This window comes from Paenibacillus sp. DMB20 (assembly GCF_000987955.1).
Lineage (GTDB): Bacteria > Bacillota > Bacilli > Paenibacillales > Paenibacillaceae > Paenibacillus_AQ.
In genome coordinates this window covers 492,009-510,810 of sequence record NZ_LAZU01000021.1, presented here as the reverse complement: position 1 = coordinate 510,810, position 18,802 = coordinate 492,009, and the positions used below count along the sequence as shown (strand labels likewise).

General features: G+C 46.4%; 20 protein-coding genes. 6 read left to right on the top strand and 14 right to left on the bottom strand.

The annotated features are described in order from the left end of the window. Positions 1-175: 175 nt before the first annotated feature. The 5 genes from XI25_RS09570 to XI25_RS09550 all read left to right on the top strand — a co-directional run bounded on the left by XI25_RS09570 (position 176) and on the right by XI25_RS09550 (position 5,465). Positions 176-1,003, top strand: a complete 828-nt coding sequence (locus XI25_RS09570; protein ID WP_235439781.1) for a right-handed parallel beta-helix repeat-containing protein — start codon at positions 176-178, stop codon at positions 1,001-1,003. Between the two features lie 258 nt (positions 1,004-1,261). Next, positions 1,262-2,182, top strand: a complete 921-nt coding sequence (locus XI25_RS09565; protein WP_046678354.1) for a right-handed parallel beta-helix repeat-containing protein — start codon at positions 1,262-1,264, stop codon at positions 2,180-2,182. 53 nt (positions 2,183-2,235) lie between these two features. Next, entirely contained in the window at positions 2,236-3,339 is a 1,104-nt protein-coding gene (locus XI25_RS09560) for a right-handed parallel beta-helix repeat-containing protein (protein ID WP_235439799.1), read from the top strand. A 143-nt stretch (positions 3,340-3,482) separates the two neighbouring features. Next, positions 3,483-4,490, top strand: coding sequence for a glycosyltransferase family protein (locus XI25_RS09555; protein WP_046678352.1), 1,008 nt, complete (start codon positions 3,483-3,485; stop codon positions 4,488-4,490). A 27-nt stretch (positions 4,491-4,517) separates the two neighbouring features. Continuing rightward, positions 4,518-5,465 carry a phosphotransferase gene (locus XI25_RS09550; protein WP_046678351.1) on the top strand — a complete coding sequence of 316 codons (948 nt, stop codon included), beginning with the start codon at positions 4,518-4,520 and terminating at the stop codon, positions 5,463-5,465. Positions 5,466-5,550: 85 nt separating this feature from the next. On the opposite strand, the gene XI25_RS09545 is transcribed toward XI25_RS09550, so the two are convergent. The 14 genes from XI25_RS09545 to XI25_RS09485 form a co-directional block, all read right to left on the bottom strand. After that, the gene (locus XI25_RS09545; RefSeq protein ID WP_235439780.1) at positions 5,551-7,149 is read right to left on the bottom strand and encodes a glycosyltransferase; all 1,599 of its coding nucleotides are present in this window, start codon (positions 7,147-7,149) and stop codon (positions 5,551-5,553) included. Continuing rightward, positions 7,082-7,606 carry a UDP binding domain-containing protein gene (locus XI25_RS34460; protein ID WP_235439798.1) on the bottom strand — a complete coding sequence of 175 codons (525 nt, stop codon included), beginning with the start codon at positions 7,604-7,606 and terminating at the stop codon, positions 7,082-7,084. The genes XI25_RS09545 and XI25_RS34460 overlap by 68 nt, the downstream gene beginning before the upstream one ends. Positions 7,607-7,656: 50 nt before the next feature. Beyond that, positions 7,657-8,457 (bottom strand): nucleotide sugar dehydrogenase, encoded by an 801-nt coding sequence (locus XI25_RS34455; protein WP_268794484.1) that lies wholly within the window; start codon positions 8,455-8,457, stop codon positions 7,657-7,659. Positions 8,458-8,806: 349 nt separating this feature from the next. Next, positions 8,807-9,394 (bottom strand): GNAT family N-acetyltransferase, encoded by a 588-nt coding sequence (locus XI25_RS09535; RefSeq protein WP_046678350.1) that lies wholly within the window; start codon positions 9,392-9,394, stop codon positions 8,807-8,809. Then, positions 9,391-9,624, bottom strand: a complete 234-nt coding sequence (locus tag XI25_RS09530) for an acyl carrier protein (RefSeq protein ID WP_046678349.1) — start codon at positions 9,622-9,624, stop codon at positions 9,391-9,393. Before XI25_RS09530 ends, XI25_RS09535 begins: the two co-directional genes overlap by 4 nt. Then, a complete protein-coding gene (locus XI25_RS09525) occupies positions 9,621-11,333 on the bottom strand; it encodes an HAD-IIIC family phosphatase (RefSeq protein WP_046678348.1) in 1,713 nt (570 codons plus the stop codon). Before XI25_RS09525 ends, XI25_RS09530 begins: the two co-directional genes overlap by 4 nt. 33 nt (positions 11,334-11,366) lie before the next feature. Then, the gene (locus XI25_RS09520) at positions 11,367-12,545 is read right to left on the bottom strand and encodes a phosphotransferase (RefSeq protein ID WP_046678347.1); all 1,179 of its coding nucleotides are present in this window, start codon (positions 12,543-12,545) and stop codon (positions 11,367-11,369) included. Between the two features lie 305 nt (positions 12,546-12,850). Next, positions 12,851-13,942 carry an aminoglycoside phosphotransferase family protein gene (locus XI25_RS09515; protein WP_046678346.1) on the bottom strand — a complete coding sequence of 364 codons (1,092 nt, stop codon included), beginning with the start codon at positions 13,940-13,942 and terminating at the stop codon, positions 12,851-12,853. Positions 13,943-14,049: 107 nt separating this feature from the next. Further along, positions 14,050-14,397: a hypothetical protein gene (locus XI25_RS09510; protein ID WP_046678345.1), complete on the bottom strand. Its 348-nt coding sequence runs from the start codon at positions 14,395-14,397 to the stop codon at positions 14,050-14,052. Then, a complete protein-coding gene (locus XI25_RS09505; protein WP_046678344.1) occupies positions 14,394-14,720 on the bottom strand; it encodes a hypothetical protein in 327 nt (108 codons plus the stop codon). Before XI25_RS09505 ends, XI25_RS09510 begins: the two co-directional genes overlap by 4 nt. Further along, a complete protein-coding gene (locus tag XI25_RS09500; RefSeq protein WP_046678343.1) occupies positions 14,717-15,034 on the bottom strand; it encodes a hypothetical protein in 318 nt (105 codons plus the stop codon). The genes XI25_RS09505 and XI25_RS09500 overlap by 4 nt, the downstream gene beginning before the upstream one ends. Positions 15,035-15,069: 35 nt before the next feature. Next, positions 15,070-15,405, bottom strand: coding sequence for a hypothetical protein (locus XI25_RS09495; protein ID WP_046678342.1), 336 nt, complete (start codon positions 15,403-15,405; stop codon positions 15,070-15,072). Between the two features lie 81 nt (positions 15,406-15,486). Then, positions 15,487-16,149 (bottom strand): glycosyltransferase family 2 protein, encoded by a 663-nt coding sequence (locus XI25_RS09490; protein ID WP_052759539.1) that lies wholly within the window; start codon positions 16,147-16,149, stop codon positions 15,487-15,489. Between the two features lie 183 nt (positions 16,150-16,332). Next, complete coding sequence (locus XI25_RS09485) at positions 16,333-17,367, bottom strand: glycosyltransferase family 4 protein (protein ID WP_327204755.1); 1,035 nt, start codon at positions 17,365-17,367, stop codon at positions 16,333-16,335. 289 nt (positions 17,368-17,656) lie between these two features. On the opposite strand from XI25_RS09485, the gene XI25_RS09480 reads away from it, so the two are divergent. After that, positions 17,657-18,757 (top strand): YheC/YheD family endospore coat-associated protein, encoded by a 1,101-nt coding sequence (locus tag XI25_RS09480; protein WP_046678340.1) that lies wholly within the window; start codon positions 17,657-17,659, stop codon positions 18,755-18,757. Positions 18,758-18,802: the final 45 nt, after the last annotated feature.

The window sequence follows — 18,802 nt, the reverse complement described above, 5'->3', positions numbered from 1 at the left end:
CATTCATCTGCCTTGTACAAAACTCTTTCTCCATGCATTAACTGTTACTAGATTAAGAAAATCTTAATCAAATCATTTTAGGAGGTTAATATATGGCCACAATTCATGTCTTTCCTTCGCCAACGGGAACACCGATTGCAAATGCGGTAAATATAGCCGCGCCGGCGACGTTGTATTGGTACACGAGGGAACGTATCCGGAAGCGGCCGTTACGGTATCCGTTGCCAATGTTAAAGTGATAGCCAAGAATGAAGGTGCAGCGATACGTGAAGGAGCCAATGCTGTAGCCAGTGCTTTTATCGTCACAGCTGCTTCGGGTGTTGAAATCAACGGATTCGTCATTCGGAACTATACTGCTGACGGCATTGATGTTACTACCGGCTCGAACCACCGCATTATTGGAAACACCGTCATAAATGCAGGAGGGATTGGAATCGATCTTACTGGCGGTACCGGGCACCTGGCTTGGAGAAATAATGTGCAAAATGCCGGTGGCGCCGCGGGTATTAATGTAGGAAGTGCCAGCAGCTGGATCGCGCAAAATGTAGTCACCGATAATACGGGCCCCGGAATCTTGTTGGCCGGCGCAAACAACGCAGCTGTCGGCAATGTTGCTTCTGAGAATGACAGTTACGGCATATCGAGTACAGCAGCAAACCATTTCATCTATGGAAACACGGTTACGCTTAACGGAACTGGAGGAATTAACGTAACCTCAACCGATGCCGTTCTGCTCCGTAACCAGGTAGAAAAAAATACAGGAAACGGGATCGTCATCGGCGGCACGAACGGAATCTTGGGCGGAAACGATTCGGAGGAGAACACTCAAGCCGGGATATCCGTAACCTCAAACTTTAGCAGCGTTCAATTCAACGAGATGGAGCTCAACCAAAACTTTGGTTTGTCCATTTCCGGTAATGAAAATACCGCATTCGGAAACCAGTTCTCAGGCAACCAGCCTACTCAAATTTCGATTACTGGTGTGGACAACAATTTGTTCTAAAGCAACTCCTTGGCTATAGCCAATCCATCTGCTTGCTCTCTACCTCGTGTAGAGAGCAGGCACTTTTTTTGGGGCAGCGGGCGTTTAACATTCATCAAAGGTTTAGAAAGGATCCACGTTAACCTATTTTTTCTATTAAACGTTTCAAAATATGCATTTTATCTCATCCATCTGCCTGTACATAACTCTTCTACATTGCATTAACTGTTAGTAGATTAAAAGTTTTTATCAATCCGTTTTACAAAGGAGGCAGAAGAAATGGCCACGATTTCAGTCTTTCCTTCACCTACAGGCACACCGATTGCCAATGCGGTAGCTCAAGCCGTTGCCGGCGATATTGTATTGGTGCACAACGGAATCTATACGGAGCCGGCGGTCACGGTATCCGTTTCGAATGTCAAAGTAATCGCTAAAAATGAAGGGGGAGCGATACGCGATGGATCCAATGGGACTGCTGCCGCTTTCATTATTTCCGCTGGCACAGGTGTCGAAATTAACGGATTTTCGATTCAAAATTACACCGCTGCCGTTGCCGGCATTATTGTTGTTGCGGGTTCGAATCACCGCATCGTCGGGAACGCCATCAACAACATAAGCGGTATCGGCATTAACCTTAATGTTGGTACCGGACACGTGGTCTGGAGAAACAAGGTAGAACATGCCGGCGGCCTTGCAGGTATTTTTGTATCAGACTCATATAACTGGATCGCGCAAAATGCAGCCGGCAAAAACACGGGCTCCGGAATAGTGATCGGCGGTTCAGACAATGCGGTTGTCGGAAATACTGTTTCCGATAATGGCATTGTCGGCATATCCGTTAATGGATCGAACAACAATTTCATTTATGGCAATACGGCGACGCTTAATAAATTGGGCGGGATGGGCGTTATCTCGGCAAATGCCGTACTGCTCCGCAATTTGGCAGAAAAAAACATAGGAAACGGGATCATCGTCTCTGGAACAAACGGAATTCTGGGCGGAAACGACTCCGATGAAAACACGCAAGCCGGGATATCCCTAACCTCAAACTTTAGCAGCGTGCAATTCAACGAGATGGAGCTCAACCAAAACTTTGGTTTGTCCATTTCCGGTAATGATAATACCGCATTCGGAAACCGGTTTACGGGCAACCAGCCTACCCAAATTTCCATTACGGGTCTGGACAACAATTTGTTCTAACCCAATTGCCGGCTCTCAACCTTTGTGTTGAGAGCCGATTTTTTTTGCAACAAATGTTTGCCATGCACGATAATCGGTTCGGAACGTCCATCGCAACCTATCCTTCTACTTGTTATTGCAAAATGTGCGTTTCGTCTCATCCATCTGCCTGTACATCATTCTCATCCAATGCATTTACTATTAATAGATTAAAAATAATCCTGCTATACCAGTATGAGGAGGCGGATATAATGGCCACGATTTCAGTTTTTCCTTCACCAACAGGTACCCCGATTGCCAATGCGGTAGCTCAAGCCGTTGCCGGTGATATTGTATTGGTACACAACGGAACGTATCCGGAGCCGGCGGTCACGATATCCGTTTCGAATGTCAAAGTAATCGCTAAAAATGAAGGTGGAGCAGTACGCGATGGATCCAATGGGGCTAATGCCGCTTTCGTTATCACCGCTGACTCGGGTGTCGAAATTAACGGATTTTCGATTCAAAATTACACCGCTCCCTCTTTCGGCATTATTGTTGTTGCGGGTTCGAATCACCGCATCGTCGGGAACGCCATCAACCACACGAATGGTGTCGGCATTGCCCTTAATATTGGTACCGGACACGTGGTCTGGAGAAACAAGGTAGAACATGCCGGCAGCTTTTCAGGTATTTATGTAGCAAGCTCACATAACTGGATCGTGCAAAATGCAGTCGGTAAAAACACAGGCTCCGGAATAACGATCGGCGGTTCAGACAATGCGGTTGTCGGAAATGTTGTTTCCGACAACGGCTTTCTCGGCATATCCATTACTGGATCGAACAACAATTTCATTTATGGCAATACGGCGACGCTTAACAATATGGACGGGATAGGCATTGCCTCGGAAAACCCCGTATTGCTCCGCAACCTGGCAGAAAAAAACATAGGAAACGGGATCATTGTCAGCGTCACCGGAGCGAACGGAATTCTGGGCGGAAACGACTTGGATGAAAACACGCAAGCCGGTATATCCCTAAACTCAAACTTTAGCAGTGTGCAATTCAACGAGATGGAGCTCAACCAAAACTTTGGTCTATCCATTTCAGGCAGTAAAAATACAGCATTCGGGAACCGGTTTACGGGCAACCAGCCTACACAAATATCCATTACAGGCCTGGACAACAATTTGTTCTAACATTTTTTGTCTCCATCCAGTCATCTGCTTGCTCTCTTCTTTTGTGTTGAGAGCAAGCACTTTTTTTGAGGTGATGCGTTTACAATCATCCTCGCATAGGTTCACGTTCCAGGTGTTCATCATCGCGATCGGAGGTCATTTCGGTGGTAAAAATACTCATTATCGGTTCGGAACGATCCACATCGTACCAGATCATTCTGTTTCAACCTCTTCGTTATCTGCAAGAATTGGGGCGCTGCACCTTTGATATCAAATCACATAAACAGGTAACCAGGTCCTCGATGGCCGCCTTCGACATCATCATATTTCTGAGAAGCATCGAACCCGATACGCTCCGGTGCTTGGAGTGGGCACAACGGATGGGGAAGAAGATCATTTACGTCCTCGACGATCACTTCCTTGCGATTCCAGCCACTACCCGCTTAGGCCAGTTATACACCCAACCCTCATATCAAAAGACCTGCATCGCCTTTTTAAAGACAGCGCATGTTGTTAAGGTTGAATCCCCGATCATGCATGAGTTGATCCGACAGCAGTACAACCCCAATGCGATATATTTTCCAGGATGTATTGATTTCTCTTATTTCAAGCCATGGAGCAGAAGAACGAAGCATGACGGGACGCTCGTCATCGGATATGAAGGCGCCAAGAAAGAAAGTTCTTTCCAACCTGTCATAGCCGCCATGAAAAAAATAATGAAAGAATACGGAAACCGCATCCGGTTGGAGTTTTACGGCTATTGTCCCTCGGAGTTGATAGGCTACCCTAATGTAAAACATATAAAACATAACGAGAACTACGGCCGGTTCATGAAAGAATTGTTTCAAGCCAACTGGGATATCGGTTTGGCCCCGATGGAAGACCATTTTTTCTACCATTGCAAGAGCAATGTGAAATTCCGCGATTATGCCGCCTGCCATATTCCGGGTATATACTCCCTATCTCCTGCGTATCGGGATTGCGTTATCCATAAACAAACCGGTTATTTCGTACCCCATTCCAAACAGGGATGGTATCTGGGAATTCAAGAAATGATCAATGACCCGCAACTGCGCAGATCCATTGCCAAAAAAGCTTTAGCCATCGTGAAGAAGCACCATACGCTCAAACACTGTGCCGCTAATTGGAAGAAGCTCCTTTATGACCTTTAAGAACATTTTCGCGAAAAGGGTGATACGATGCGTTTATTGAATCAGGCCTTATCCGTACTGAGCCAACATTATGAGCTTCACCGCCCGAATATCGAATGGATTCAGAACGAACCGGACAAAACAGTATGGAAAGTAATCGACAAGTACGGGACATATATTTTAAAAAGCGATCTCAAAACAAATCCCTCTCTCATTCCTTCCATTTATCTTCAGTACGATCTGTCCCTTCAAGGGTTGAATGTTCCCGAGATTATTTCGACCAACCGGCGGAAATTATGCGTAAAGCTGAATAATCGGGTTTATTTTTTATGCAGGTACATTCATGGCCAAACGGCTACCGTACTCGAACGAACGAAAGCCATTGGGGATTTCCATCAACAGGCCCGTCCGCCCCATTCGTGGCCAGCCTATCGAAAGAACCTGACCAGCCCGGTGGCCCGCGCTAAAGAGTGGGTTGCCGATTACGAAATAAAATTAAACCAATTGAAACAATGGGAACAAGACTACGCTCTGCCGCAGATTCGACCGTGTATACAATTGGCCAAAAAAAGCCTGAAAGTCTCTACAAAAAGAATCGGAGCTCTGGAGGACCATTTCAGAAAGGTGAATGAAAAGAAATGGCTGGTGCATGGCGATTTAACCCATAGGAATGCGATAAATACGAAATCCGGCGATGTATGGCTCATTGATTTGGAACATTCGAAAGTGGATTCTCCCGTGAAGGATATTCGTTCTTTATTGCCCAAAATCTTGTTGTCTTCTATGTACGAAATTTACTTTTCACGATTTTCGGACGGCAGATCTTTTGAGGAACTCTACTACATGGACGCCATGTTCCCGCATGGCCTCCATTCCTACATTGGGGGGGTAATTAGACAGCATAGGCTTCCAATGAAACCCTCATCTATTCAAGAAATTGTATTAGACGAGCTGCATAAAGATGAAATCATTAGCAAATTGTGGAGTGGCCATTGATCGCAAGAACGTGAAACAAAGGTTCCGGACAAATAAATGGGGCAGGTTGTTTTTCAACCGCCCCAATTACATATGCTTATGGTCGTCAGCGCCTTCTTCCAGTCTTCTTTCGGTCCACTGTCGACTTTTGGTGGTGTTTGCTCCATTTAAAAAACTTGTTATCACGGATATTATCATCAATGAGGGTAAATGGAGTCTTGGTTTTCCATGCAATGTAATTAAAACTGATCTGATCCCGCTTGCTGTAACTTATAATTTGCCTCCACCAGGCGGTCATGGTTTGAATCACGCCGGCATCATTGTGGCGCCTGAGAATGACTCCGGATTCAATCAGTCCATTGCCCGGAGGGTATCCCGCCTTCTTATACTTCGAAATCTGTTTTAAAATCACATCTTTCTTATCCTTCTTCAAAGTTATGCACGCCTCGGCTTCTTTATATATACAATTTCGGAGAGAGTGTTTATAGAACGCGGACGGAAATGGAGAACTGTATTTTTCGATAAAAGCATCGATATCTCCGATCACCCTAATGTTTCCGTCTACCCAAACGCTATGTTCATAATCTTGAAAAAATAGATGCGGCATAATTTTCACCCATCGTGCTTGCCTTGCCGGATCGGCAAATATCTTACCCAGAACAATGATTTTCCAGGAGGATGATCTCAACAAAGGATTATCGGTAAAACAATAATAGTCGCAATTTTTGCTCTTGCGTACAGGAGCCTGAAGCCTGTCATAATTTCCGGTTATGGCGGTATAAATTACATTCTTCTTCTGTTTTCCTTTATGAATTTGCTGCTTGCATTCTAACAGCCATTTTATTTTGGCCCTGGTCTCTTTAAGATGCTGATGATCGACCATTTTTTGTATGGATCGCTTTACTTCTTTCATGCCATGTTTTCGAAAAAGGGCAGCTTTACCGCTTCGGGCCAATTGCAACCTTCGTGCCGAGCCGAAACTGGCCGATTTCTGATGGAAAATATAACAATGCGTAGCAATTTTCAATTTAAAGTTGGCGCCTCGGGCGCGAAGACAATAATCATCCTCTTCCCCGTATCCGATAGGAAAATTAGTTTCATCCAGATAGCCGATTCGTTCGATGACTTCTCTCTTAATCATCAGGCAAAAGCCGTTTAAAAACATCGCTCTGGGAAATATCTTCTCCGAAGCCTGGTACACAAGCTCAGCCATCTGATCCAACGTCATATTGGGCCCCAATCCATTTTTGCTGCTGTCCATGCTCGGTACGGACTGCCAGCTGGCGGCATTGGACAGCGGTCCGACGATTCCGATTCTTTGATCCGACTCCATCGTTTCCGTTAATCTGTCCAGCCAATGGGGGGGAACGATCGTATCGCTATTTAAGAGTATGCAGTAACGGGAAGTTGACTGCTTTAACCCCTGGTTAGCAGAGGCGGTATATCCCCGCGCTTTCTCGTTTCTTATAATCGTGCAAGGATAACGCTTGGAGAACTCCCCTAAATATTGTCTCGTCGTCTGGTCACTGCCGTCGTCGATCACAATCAAGTTGAAATCTTGAGTCGTTTTAGTACGCCGGACAGAGTCAAGGCATTTCTTTACTGCATCCAGCTGGTTATGCACGCATATGACAACATCAATCAATGCCGCTCCTCCCTCCATGCCCGTCTGAACCATTTCCTGCCGGAGAGGTGTGCTTCTCATATCTCCTGTGACCGCCAAGCAACACAATATTTCCCTCTAAGGCCTTGGTCACGTTTCTGGTGTCATAGAGTAAAGCAGCGTTATCCGTTATAAAAGGATAATCGATCGAGCTGTGATCGGTTATGATGACAACGAGATCAGCCTCTGCGATTGCTTTCGATGTCAGCTCAACAGAATATATCGTTTGGTCATCGTTTTTAAAAAAAGGAATGTGGGGGTCATGATAGGTTACTTTCGCCTCTTTTTGCTGGAGAAGCTTGAACACTTCGAAGGCAGGAGATTCGCGAAGATCGTTAATATCTTTTTTATAGGCCATGCCGATGCATAAAATATTGGAGTTTTTAAGAGGTTTTCCTTCGCGATTGAGTATATCTGCCATTTGGGCCACCACATATCTGGGCATGCTGCTATTGATGTCATCGGCTAATTCAATGAACTTGTTATGGAATCCGAACATTTTGGCTCTCCATGACAAATAGATAGGATCAATCGGTATGCAATGCCCTCCTATGCCCGGCCCCGGAAAAAAGGAATATACCCAAAAGGCTTGCTCGAGGCTGCATCGATTACCTCCCATATGTTAATCCCCATACGATCGCACATCAACGTCAGTTCATTGACGAGCGCAATGTTGACGCTGCGAAACGTATTTTCCAATAATTTGACCATTTCAGCAGCAGCCGTTGAGCTTACGGGGATCACGTTTTGCAGGAAGGAGCCGTAAAACCGAGCCCCAAGCTCCACGCATGCAGACGAGATTCCTCCAATAATTTTGGGAGTGTTTTTAACATTGAATGTACGGTTTCCGGGATCGATTCTCTCAGGGGAATAACATACGAAAAAATCTTCCCCCGCCTTCCATCCTTTCTGATCCTCGATAACCTTCTGGATTAATTCTTCGGTCGTTCCCGGATAGGTTGTACTTTCTAAAATGATAAGCGTATCTTTCGTCAAATACCGGAGGATCGAATCAACGGCGGATGAAATCATGGACACATCCGGTTCCCTGGTTTTATTCAGCGGCGTCGGCAAGCAGATGATCACAATATTGGCTTCCGCGATCAGAGAGAACTCATCCGTAACAAGCAGACGTTGATGAATCAACGTTTGAATGTCTTCATCTTTAATGTCCGTTACATACGATTTCCCGCTTTGCAGTTGACTCACCTTATCCTGATCTATATCGATACCGTGCACCAAATAACCGGCTCGCGCAGCTTCAACGGCCACGGAAAGTCCGACGTAACCGAGACCGATTACGGCTGCTGTCGCTGTCCGATTCCTTATTTTTTGCATGATTTCATCCATCTTCTTAACCGTCCTTTCTTAAGGAAACAATTTCATGTGAATTAATGGACATCAACACTTTGGGTTATAAGAGGGTCATGGTTATCGGTGTACGATACTAGTATCCATGATTCGGACGCATCCATAGCCAATCCACTTTACTTATTAGAATATGAAGTTGTTTCGGAAGAGAAACGGCGGTTTCATCAGTCATATTACCCATGTCAAACATCATTTTTTTATAAGGTTGATCGCCCTGGAATTCGGATGCTGCATGGATGGCTGTCCCGGCTCTGCGACAAAAAAGACAGCGAAAGTTCGCTGCCCTCGAATTTGCAAGAAAATGGACCGTGCCAATCCTTCCCCCGGATCAATCATCGTCGGCCTCTTCCATAAGCAAACGCTCTGCCATGATAGCCGGTTTCTTCAATCGTTCCTGAATGATAGGCCAGTTTTCCTTGGTTGCCGTATGGATGACCATATCATAAGAAACGCCTCTAATGGTTAAACCGCCGCGTTCAATCCCTGTACGTGGCAGACCACAATGGTCATGAAAAGACACGACGCTTGCATTGTCAATCACCGTATTCGAATAAACGCCGGACAAGCCTAAAATATCAAATGCAACATGAAAAATAAGCCACACGCTGGCTGGCGCGGCCGGAATGAAAGGGGAAATAATCCACCTGCCCCAGTTACCGGTTTGATCGGCAATGTTATAGATCGCAATGGTGCCGACCGCCTTACCTGATAACAGCTCGATGCAGAAGTAATAATCGCCCTCACGCTGAAAGTACTCCTCCAGCCACGATTCATGGACGGAGAATCGGGAGTCGACCTCCCCGATATATTTGGACAATTCAGGGGTTCTCCTCAGCTTGAATATAAACTCGGCATCGTCCATCGTAATCGGCCTTAATCGAATCCCGAAGCGCTCTACCATGATGTTATGTTTCACGATTTCACCTCTATAATCTCAACTAAATCATGCAGACTCTTTATTCCGGCTACCTCTCTGATCGAGAAACGGACATTAAATTGCTCTTCAAGACGAAGAATGAGCTCCATGTGCTTCAATGAATCCCAGCTCGGCATTTCCTCACGTTTCGGATTATCACCCGGCGGCAGTGCCGTGTTCAGCACCTCGGACAGAATGTTTCCGATTTGCTTGCGCAACTCATTATTCATGCTTTCACCTCCACCTTGGCCGGATGGTCACGGCATGCTGCTTTGACGCGTTTCAACAGTTCATGAAGGGATTGCGGTTTTGAAGGGTCATCGACAAAGCGCTTCAACCAGTCCAGAGCGGGAGCGTTTCGCGGTCCCTGGATGGTGTCGATTTGCAAATGCTGAACACCGCGCGCCGCTAATTTCTCCAATACCCAAGCGAATGCTACCGTTTCAATCTCCCGGCCGAGCGCTCTGCAGCTAAAAAGCGTTTCAATCAATTGCGCTTGCTCTCCTTCGATCCGGCATATAAAGGCACCGATCACCCCACTGTCGGACAAAACATCCGAGAGAGAAACGGCAGCACTTAGAAAATGGTTGATATCCATCGCTTCGTTTACTTCGCGTTCGGTCATACGCCTTAAAGCGAGGTTGAACTGATTCGTTTTACGGCTTAATTCGTACAGCCGCTTGGCATGGGAAGAATCATTCTCATAAACCGTTATCCGCATCTTCAGACTGGCTAAATAGGCGTTATAATCAGACGCTTCATGCCGGATTCTCTCCCGCTGTTGATTGGCTTGAATATCCGCTGTTCTTGATAAAGCCGCATCGTCCGGATGAAGTTGATAGAGCCCCGGATAATGACATAACCCCTTCATTGTTTCTATGCCGTTTCGCTTGGCCCGAAGAAGATGAACTTCAGGCCGAGCGGCCGCCATCTTCAATAATTCAGCCGGATTATCATCCACAAACAAAAAAGCGGAAGGATCAATATTCAATATCTGCGCCAATCGATCGAGATTTTCCGCTTTCGTCCGCCAGTTGGCACAAACCGCCGCAAAGTCATCCCACTTTAACGGAAAATCATCCCGCTTCTCAAACAAGGCTTTTACATCTTGTTCCTCATTACGGCTGCATAACGTTAGCAGCATCCCGGATTGCTTAAGCCGGAGCAACAGTCTCTGCAAAAGATGATGGCCTTCCGTCAGCAATACCGCTTCCGGCCCCTCTTCTCCCAAAACCCCGTTGTATAGGGTGTCGTCAAGGTCCAGAGCAATTGCTTTAAGCCGTGGTGCAAATGCAGCCGGAAGGAGATGTACGCTCAAGTGGCGGGAAACCATAATCGTTGCCTCGTTTGAAAACGGATAATTGCTTATTTCTTCATTTCGGTAATCGTGGAAAGGTTCCGGGCAGCCTTGGGCCAGCGCAGCCAAATCAATCAGCATACAGTCCGTATTCCGTTCAATCCATTCCGATATGTGCATGTTTAGCTTGCGGAACCATCCCCGATCGCTCGCAGAAAAACTGAACAGGATATCGGTTTCTACGAGGGATTCCGGCCAGTTATTTACCCATATCGGTTTATTCGTTGCAGCGCGTAATTTTTGAATTCTCTCATGCAGCCAATGGACGGCTTCCTGTGCAGTCATGGATTGTGAATAGATTCGCCAATCTATCCAAATGATGAAAACATCAGCCTGCATATCTCCGCCAAGTCCCGTCAAAGCCGCATCGTATTCAGAATAAACAAAGCGAACGTCAGCTTCCCATAACCTGCAAAAAGGAGGCATTAAATTGGCAATAAATTCAAAGGGCATCGTTCTGTCCACTCTGATCTGATAGGTTTGACGGAAGGCAAGCTTAGGGCTTCCGGCAATTTGGGCTCGAGTGGGAGTGGAACACAACAAAGAATCTGCCAAATCAAGATAGGTTAATACATGATTCATGCACATCCCTCCTTCTTGAGTTATGAAGCAACTTCAATACAATCCCAATTCCTTACCCCAAACTTTGATTTTCTCCGCATATACATCCAGCAGATGGGCAGGCTTGGCACCATCAACTCCCCAGAGAAGCTGATGATACAAGCCTCGTTCCAGCACGCGTTGCAGATAAGCCATTTTATACAATTGGATCGGGCTTCTGTCGAAGGAGATCCCGTACTTGAGCATCTCGGCGGCATAAAGGTTCGAGCATCGTTCGATCACCAAATCTTCGTCGGCTCTCCAGTCCTTGCGGTAAGCAAAAAACACGCCTACCAAATTGAACATGTCGAACCAGCAAGGTGAGAAACGCGCGCCTTCCCAATCCAAAAATTTAATGCTCCAGTTTGGTTCAGCTACATTGTGACATCCCATGTTAGGGGTCTGCAGATCATTGTGGATAATGCTTTTGCCCGCCTGAATCAGCTCAGGGAAATAAATCGGCCCTTTTTTCAAAATGCCCTTCAAATCATTATAAAAAGAACCCAGTCTCTGCTTTAACTCCGGATGATCCTTTGCTTTTTCCAAATACTCCAAGGTTTTCTCATGATGCTTCACACGTTCGGATGACAACGGTTCCCCTTCATATCGAGGAAGCCACTCCTCAAAAACTTCCCATTTGCTGTAAAAGTTATTATTATAGGTTAAAGCATGAAGCTTGGCTAAGGAAGGAATAATCCGGTCAAAATAATCCGGCGTAAAAATGACTTGGCCTTTCAGTTGGGGAACATACTCCATAAACACCCATACGTCATCACCGTTTATTCCCTCGACCGTAAAATAGATTGCCGGCATCAAATCGGGTATCACCGAAACGGCCTTACGATACATGTTCAATTCAATCAGCTTCTGATCAATGATTGGCGCTTTAAAAATTTTTAAAATCATGGGGTGCGTTCGTCCGTTCGCCGTTACCTCCAACTTCCAAATCACGCTTTTAAATGTTTCTTTCAAACACTCCATCTTCCTGTCGTTTAACACAACAGATGAGCCAAAATGGGGAGCAATTTGCTCTGCGCAATGGAGTTCTCTCCATTTCAGGCTTATTTCATTAAGCGGCGGGTTATCCAGCAATGTTTTGGCATCCTCAAGCCCTTTTGCATACCCGTCTTCTTTACCCTTGTTAAATCCATCGTTTCTGCCCTGCTCGTAACCACCAGCATGCAAGTTCGCCATATTCATAGTCCTCCACTCCATAATCCTTTTATATCCTATGTTGAGAAGGGTCAGCGTGACACCTCGGAAAAACGGAGTAACGACGCACATCAAAAATGGCAAAAAAAACGAGCACCGGGCTCATCCAAGCTTACTTTAGCTATAAGATTCGCTTACGAGCAGGCCAACCTTATATTGTTCTCTTCTTACCTCCTCTTTCTATCAACAAGCTTGGTCTATACTATGCCAGTCTTCTACAGATTGAAGGGTATATTTGAACTATTGATTCGCAAATAGGTCATGTTAAACGAGCATGGCATCAACGCCTATGAATACAAGTCTAGTTTTTTCCCCAGCACTCTTATTTTCTCCAGATATCCGGTCAGCAGTTTCGCCTCCTTTTTGCCGGTTACTGCCCAATTCAACTGAAGGTACAAGCTTTTCTCAAGTACTTTTTTCAAATAGGCCATTTCGTATAATTTCACGGGATCCAAATGAAAAACAACCCCGTTCTTTCTCATCTCATCCGCATACAAATGCACGCAGCGATGAGTGATCTCCTCTTCTTGATCTTTCCACTCTTTGCGATACGCCAAAAAAACGCCTATCAAATTGACAAGATCATACCAGCAAGGAGCATATTTCGCGCCTTCCCAATCGATAAATTTAATGTCCCATTCGTTCTGATGCACATTGCGGCAGACGATATTGGCCGTGTGCAAATCACCATGGATAATGGAGCAACCTGCTTTTCTCACCTCGGGAAAATATCCGGGCCCTTTCTTCAGTACAGCCTGCAATAAGGAGTAATATGGCTTGATTACCGTATGAAGATTTTTCTTCTTCATTGCCTCATCGAGATAGTAGCGGGTTAATTCATTAAGACGCATTCTTTCCTTGCGTGCTTCCTTGGAATCATATCGGGGCAGCCAATCCGCGAATATGTGTTCCTGCTCTAAAAATCGTTTATCTATCGTAATCGCATGGAGTTTTGCCAATGTGGGAATGATCTTGTCAAAATGATCAGGATTATACTGTACCCTCCCTTCAAGAGGTTCGATATATTCCATGAACACCCATAATCCGCGGCCGCTTACGTTTTTTTTGGTCAAATACACTTTGGGCATGAACGGTTGCAGGACTTGGGTCGCTTTACGATATATTTTTTTTTCAACGATGCTTTCCGGCCGTTCTTTTTTCAGTTCTTTAGAAATTTTAAGTATGACGGGAAGGCTATTGTTGTCGGCATGAATGACCAGCTTCCAGATACTGCTTTTATATGAGTCTTTTAAGCACTCCATTTTCCGATGGTTAAGCGTTGCCTTCTTTGCCGAAAGAAACTGGAATGATTCATATAATTTTCGTTTGCTCCATGTTTTTCGAATCAATCGCTTGTCTATTGAGCTGGTCCGATTCACTAGCCCTCACTCCATTTTTTTGCTTTTCCTTATTTTATGTCGAGCGGAGCGATGTGCATCATTTAATTGCCTACAAAAAAGAAAAACGGTCAACTATGGAAAAACAACTATTCCACATTTGACCGTCTGTATGGGATTGATGAAGTAGCTGCTGCAAAAGCCCCATCTTCGTAGCCTTGGGCAAAACCAGCTTTAAAATCTTCGATGTATGCTTGATCATATCCTTGACAAAAAACCTTGGGACTTTCCGGAGACGCAAACTGTCTTCGCCGGGTTTCCCGCCTCATTCCGTAACGCCCTTGGGCACCGCGACGTTTGCGCTGCCTGAATTTCATGCCGTAACGTCGTTTAGTTCCCGCGATCGCATTGCTGCGCCGGACCCTTGACGACGATTTTCCGCTGCCGGAATGAAGCGTCAACCTGCTGTCTTTGTATGGCTCCTTTAATGCCTTCATACCGAATCCTCCCGCAGTCCCGGATTCCTCTCCTCCAACCTATCGTCGTTTCGGTTTGCCGTACACCCAGGCTTTAACCAGGGTAATGACGGCTTGCCAAATTTCGTGCGATTCAGACGAATGCCTGTCAGCATTTCGGCCATCACAGATTGATAGGCGCTAAGCAACCGGATATTCTCGGCGAGTTTGCGTGCAGTAACATCGGAGTGCGCTGATATTTCCGCGATATTAGCCAAAATGCCAGCCAATGCATCCTGACTTCTTGCAATAGATGAGATAACAGCGACTTTAGCCTCATACTCCCGGTGTATTCGTGCTTTCATCCATCCATATCTCCGAAATTAAGCGCATCAAACCCTAAACTGTCGGCATTTTGATCATCAGAAGTTCCCATGGCAATACGCAGATTGCGGCACAAGCCGTTTCCGATTCGTGTCAATCCCTCGATTTGCTCTACAATCTGCTCATGAATAGATAACGATTCCTTCAATTCGCCATCCGCCTCCGAATACTGCTTCAAAACCCATTGGCGAACTTTATCCGCTTCCATGGCCTTGCCCCGCAAAATAAGATAGGTGTTTCGCTGAATCACAACCGATGCATCCAAAATGCGCATGAAAGACTCTTCTTTACTCATATGCGTCCCCCCTATGCCAACCGACGTGGTTTCATCTATTCTTCAGCCTGCTCATTTGCTCTAAGCTCTTTCATGGCGACCTCGAAAATATCAGCTACCATCTGCTGCATGTCGGCCATCGCGTTCAAGTAAGCTGCAATGCTTTCATTTACTTGCTCCACCTGTCCTCCTTGCGATTTCGGTTCATCAGGGAATTGAAGTTTGGGATTGGGCAACGAACTTATAGTAGGGGGTTCAGGTTGGTGATCCGGTAACGAATGTATGATCTCGGACATGCGAACCGCTGCATGCCGCTGAGCTTCAAAGATTCGCGCCATCTGCTGCTGGGAATGCGATAGATGCTCCACCATATCATTAATTTTATTTTCCAATTTGGAACCCTCCTTCAATTACTTGCTATACAGCATATGCGTGAACAAGCTTCCCGGTGCAAACACCTATGCACGATCCGATCAATGCTTCGGTCGGATGAATCTATCGCTAGCCTCTACCATCGACTTGTTTTGTTTGGGAATTCGACTTAACCATTCACTGACGCTTTCCCCCAAGGTTCCAAGATTTTCATCCCACAAGCCAATATCGGATATCAGCCCCTTCCGAAACAGAAGGCAGCAAACATTCAATTGAAAACGGACATCCTCATCCCCGGATAATGAAGTTAAGTGCGCGCCCGCATTATGAATGCAGGGAGCAGAACGAACATAAATTGTTCGCATCGATGAATCTCTCTCGAGTTCCGCTATCAGATCAGCCAACCATTGATCGATGTTAGGAGAGACGCCTATCAAAACCGCCAATGTCTGACCATGTGCAGCGAAAACCGCCTTGTTAAGGACACCGACAATATTTTCGCCGTTTCCGGCCGCAATATGTCTAACGGCTCCGACTCGCTTCCGCAAGTATTGCATGGTAACCTCTGAAGATCCGGCGTTTGCAACAATCAATTCATACGGGTGCGGAGTTAAGGCCTCTATTTTTCGTATGGTTGTTATTGCATTTTCATCAGGCAGGCAGGTCGGCAGAATGATACTAGTCCCGTTAAACGGATGAAAACCGCGTTTTTTTCCAATCTCATATCCTAAGTCATAACCAGCCTGAAACCCGGTTTTAAACATCTGCTATGCCTCCATTTCAGAAAAAGCAATGAAAAGCCTGCCCAAAATCTATTCTTATTGTATGCCCCCGCTCCCGCTCTGTAACGGCATCTGTACGGTCTGTTCGCAATATCAGTCTATGTATGGAGTTCCATTGAACAGGACTAGCGTATCCTATTCCGAAATAGACTGTACCCGCCACATTTATATATTTTGCATCAACCGGCTCCATCGTTCTGCCGTATGGTCCCACCTGAAACGCTGACGTACCGATTCGCGTCCTGCCATTCCGACTTGCATCCGAAGGGACTCATCCTCCAGCAAATCGTTTATACGTTCAGTTAAACCGGCCGTAAAATCTTCCAACGGGATCAAAAAACCGTTCACTCCATTTTTCACGATTTCCGGAATACCTCCGGAACTTGCTGCAATGACGGGCACTCCCGCTGCCATTGCTTCCACATTTACCAATCCAAAAGCTTCTCTGGACGAAGAAGGAACGACTACAATGTCAGCAAGTGCATACCAATCGGCAATTGCGGGATAAGGTACAAAGGGAAGGAACGTGATCCAAGACTGATAGGATATGGCTGCATTTTTCAATTCACGGACGTAAGATGTTTCACGATCCGATCCATAAGAGGCACTGCCGATGATCAGCAATAGTACCTCAGGGTGTTTATAAATTATCTTGGGAAGAGCCTCAATCAGATGATGAACTCCCTTGTCTGGGATCAGACGGCCGGCAAACAGCACAATACGCCGCCCGCTCCATCCATAATGGGTTATCCTGGCCTCTTTGAGAGCTGCCGCCAGCGGGCTGAAGGGAGGCGTGAAATGCTCAATGTTTACGCCGAGATGATTAATCGTTATTTTATGTCCTATCCCTGGATGACGCGAAACAATATACTCTAACAGAAAGCGGCTGTTTACTATGATTCCATCCATCAAGCTTGCAATTTTGCCAAAGCGTTGTTCGCTTATATGCGGAGGACGAATAAACGTATTCGAATGCAAATTAAGCATAACCTTAACACCCGGAAGATGTTTTTTGAGCCGAAGTGCAAGAATTGGGCGGTTGTGCACTTCCACGACATTCGGCCTCCACTGGTAAAGTCTCCGTAGTAAAGATGGATAGTATAAAGATCCAAACGGCAATCGATAGCACGGCACCCCGTTAATGGTTCCTTTGGACGGGAGTCCTTTTCCCGCAACGCCATATATCCGAACCTCTATCATATCCCGAACCAAGGGCATCGTCTGTTCGACAACCCGTTCAACAGAGCTGCTTCTTCCCGATGGAATAACAAAAGACCCCGGTGTCACTACAGCAACCTTGGGCAAACTCATAGCTCCACATCCTTCTCACATCGTTCATTAGCCTGTACTGGAAGATGTCTGTTGGTGATGTATATTGAAGACAGATTAGTCATTCGCTCTCGGCACCCGTCCAAACCGGACAGTTCTCCTTCGCATAAGCTGTGATATACGTTAAGGACTCACGACCCGTTCGAGAAGGAGGACGTCCATGCAGCTGGAATATGTGGGAATCCTGTTTAACGACAGCACGCACCGCGGCATTCCCAGCGGTAAGACCGGAACGGAATCGGTTCTAAATTATGAAGGAGCCGCCAATTCATTCGGACTGGTCCCTTGTTATTTCCGCTTGCAGGACATCTCGCTGGAAGCCGGGACGGCTGTCGCGTACATCCGAAATTCTACCGGCTATATAAAGGCGACGGTGCCTATTCCGAGAGCCATCCATAATCGGGCCTTCTATCGCGACAGGGGTTCCCTGGAAAAGATACAACAGCTTATATCCCGGGGGATATTTATCTACAATGCACAAACCCGCTATGGAAAAGATACGGTTCATCATATGCTGCAGGAGGACCCGTTGATCCGCCCTGCACTTCCGGACACCGTCCGTGCCGATCCGGTTTCGATCCGTTCCATGATACAACGTCATGGCGACCTCGTCCTAAAGCCCTGCCGAGGCAGCGTCGGCCTCGGCATTATGCGGCTTTGCCGGGGAGAATTTCATGATTATTTTACGTTTTCCCGTTCTTCTCCTTCCGCCAGAGGCTGGAGAACGGTGCGCCTGCCCAAAGACAAATTGCCATTGCTTCTCCGAGCCAGAATCCGCAGGGTTCCCTTTCTCGCCCAGCAGCGGATACCGCTGGCCCAATACAGAGGAAGGCCGTATGATGTCCGGATTACCGTCCAAAGAGGACTCCGCGGGGAGTGGGAAGTTACGGGGATGTTCGCAAAAACATCGCCGCCGCGAACCTTTGTTTCGAATATCGCGCAGGGAGGTTCTGCATATCCGGCCCACGACATTTTCCGCGACTCGATTCCCGGCATTTCGCCCGATCAGATGATCGAGCGAACCGCGGAATTTACGATAAGAACGGCCCAATCCCTTTCTCGTCATATGCCGTTTGCCGCAGACTTTGGCATTGATGCGGGGATTACGGGGGATGGCCGGCTATTCTTTATTGAATGCAACGGCCGCGACCAACGTTACGGCTTTCGGGAAGCGGGCTTGGAGGACGTTTGGAAAGAAACATACCGAAAACCGATGGCATTTGCCCGCTATTTGATTGAAACCGGAAGCTGGCCGTTATAAATACGGATGCATTTTCAACAACCCAAAAGAACGGTTCGGACAGAA

Bases quoted from the DNA above. Each gene is read 5' to 3' on its own strand.
- XI25_RS09560 (WP_235439799.1), top strand. From the start codon at position 2,236: ATGTTTGCCATGCACGATAATCGGTTCGGAACGTCCATCGCAACCTAT.
- XI25_RS09490 (WP_052759539.1), bottom strand. From the start codon at position 16,149: ATGTTTAAAACCGGGTTTCAGGCTGGTTATGACTTAGGATATGAGATT.
- XI25_RS09565 (WP_046678354.1), top strand. From the start codon at position 1,262: ATGGCCACGATTTCAGTCTTTCCTTCACCTACAGGCACACCGATTGCC.
- XI25_RS09530 (WP_046678349.1), bottom strand. From the start codon at position 9,624: ATGAATAATGAGTTGCGCAAGCAAATCGGAAACATTCTGTCCGAGGTG.
- XI25_RS09485 (WP_327204755.1), bottom strand. From the start codon at position 17,367: ATGATAGAGGTTCGGATATATGGCGTTGCGGGAAAAGGACTCCCGTCC.
- XI25_RS09480 (WP_046678340.1), top strand. From the start codon at position 17,657: ATGCAGCTGGAATATGTGGGAATCCTGTTTAACGACAGCACGCACCGC.
- XI25_RS09500 (WP_046678343.1), bottom strand. From the start codon at position 15,034: ATGAGTAAAGAAGAGTCTTTCATGCGCATTTTGGATGCATCGGTTGTG.
- XI25_RS09545 (WP_235439780.1), bottom strand. From the start codon at position 7,149: ATGAGAAGCACACCTCTCCGGCAGGAAATGGTTCAGACGGGCATGGAG.
- XI25_RS34460 (WP_235439798.1), bottom strand. From the start codon at position 7,606: ATGTTCGGATTCCATAACAAGTTCATTGAATTAGCCGATGACATCAAT.
- XI25_RS09525 (WP_046678348.1), bottom strand. From the start codon at position 11,333: ATGAATCATGTATTAACCTATCTTGATTTGGCAGATTCTTTGTTGTGT.
- XI25_RS09550 (WP_046678351.1), top strand. From the start codon at position 4,518: ATGCGTTTATTGAATCAGGCCTTATCCGTACTGAGCCAACATTATGAG.
- XI25_RS09520 (WP_046678347.1), bottom strand. From the start codon at position 12,545: ATGGCGAACTTGCATGCTGGTGGTTACGAGCAGGGCAGAAACGATGGA.
- XI25_RS09505 (WP_046678344.1), bottom strand. From the start codon at position 14,720: ATGAAAGCACGAATACACCGGGAGTATGAGGCTAAAGTCGCTGTTATC.
- XI25_RS34455 (WP_268794484.1), bottom strand. From the start codon at position 8,457: ATGGATGAAATCATGCAAAAAATAAGGAATCGGACAGCGACAGCAGCC.
- XI25_RS09510 (WP_046678345.1), bottom strand. From the start codon at position 14,397: ATGAAGGCATTAAAGGAGCCATACAAAGACAGCAGGTTGACGCTTCAT.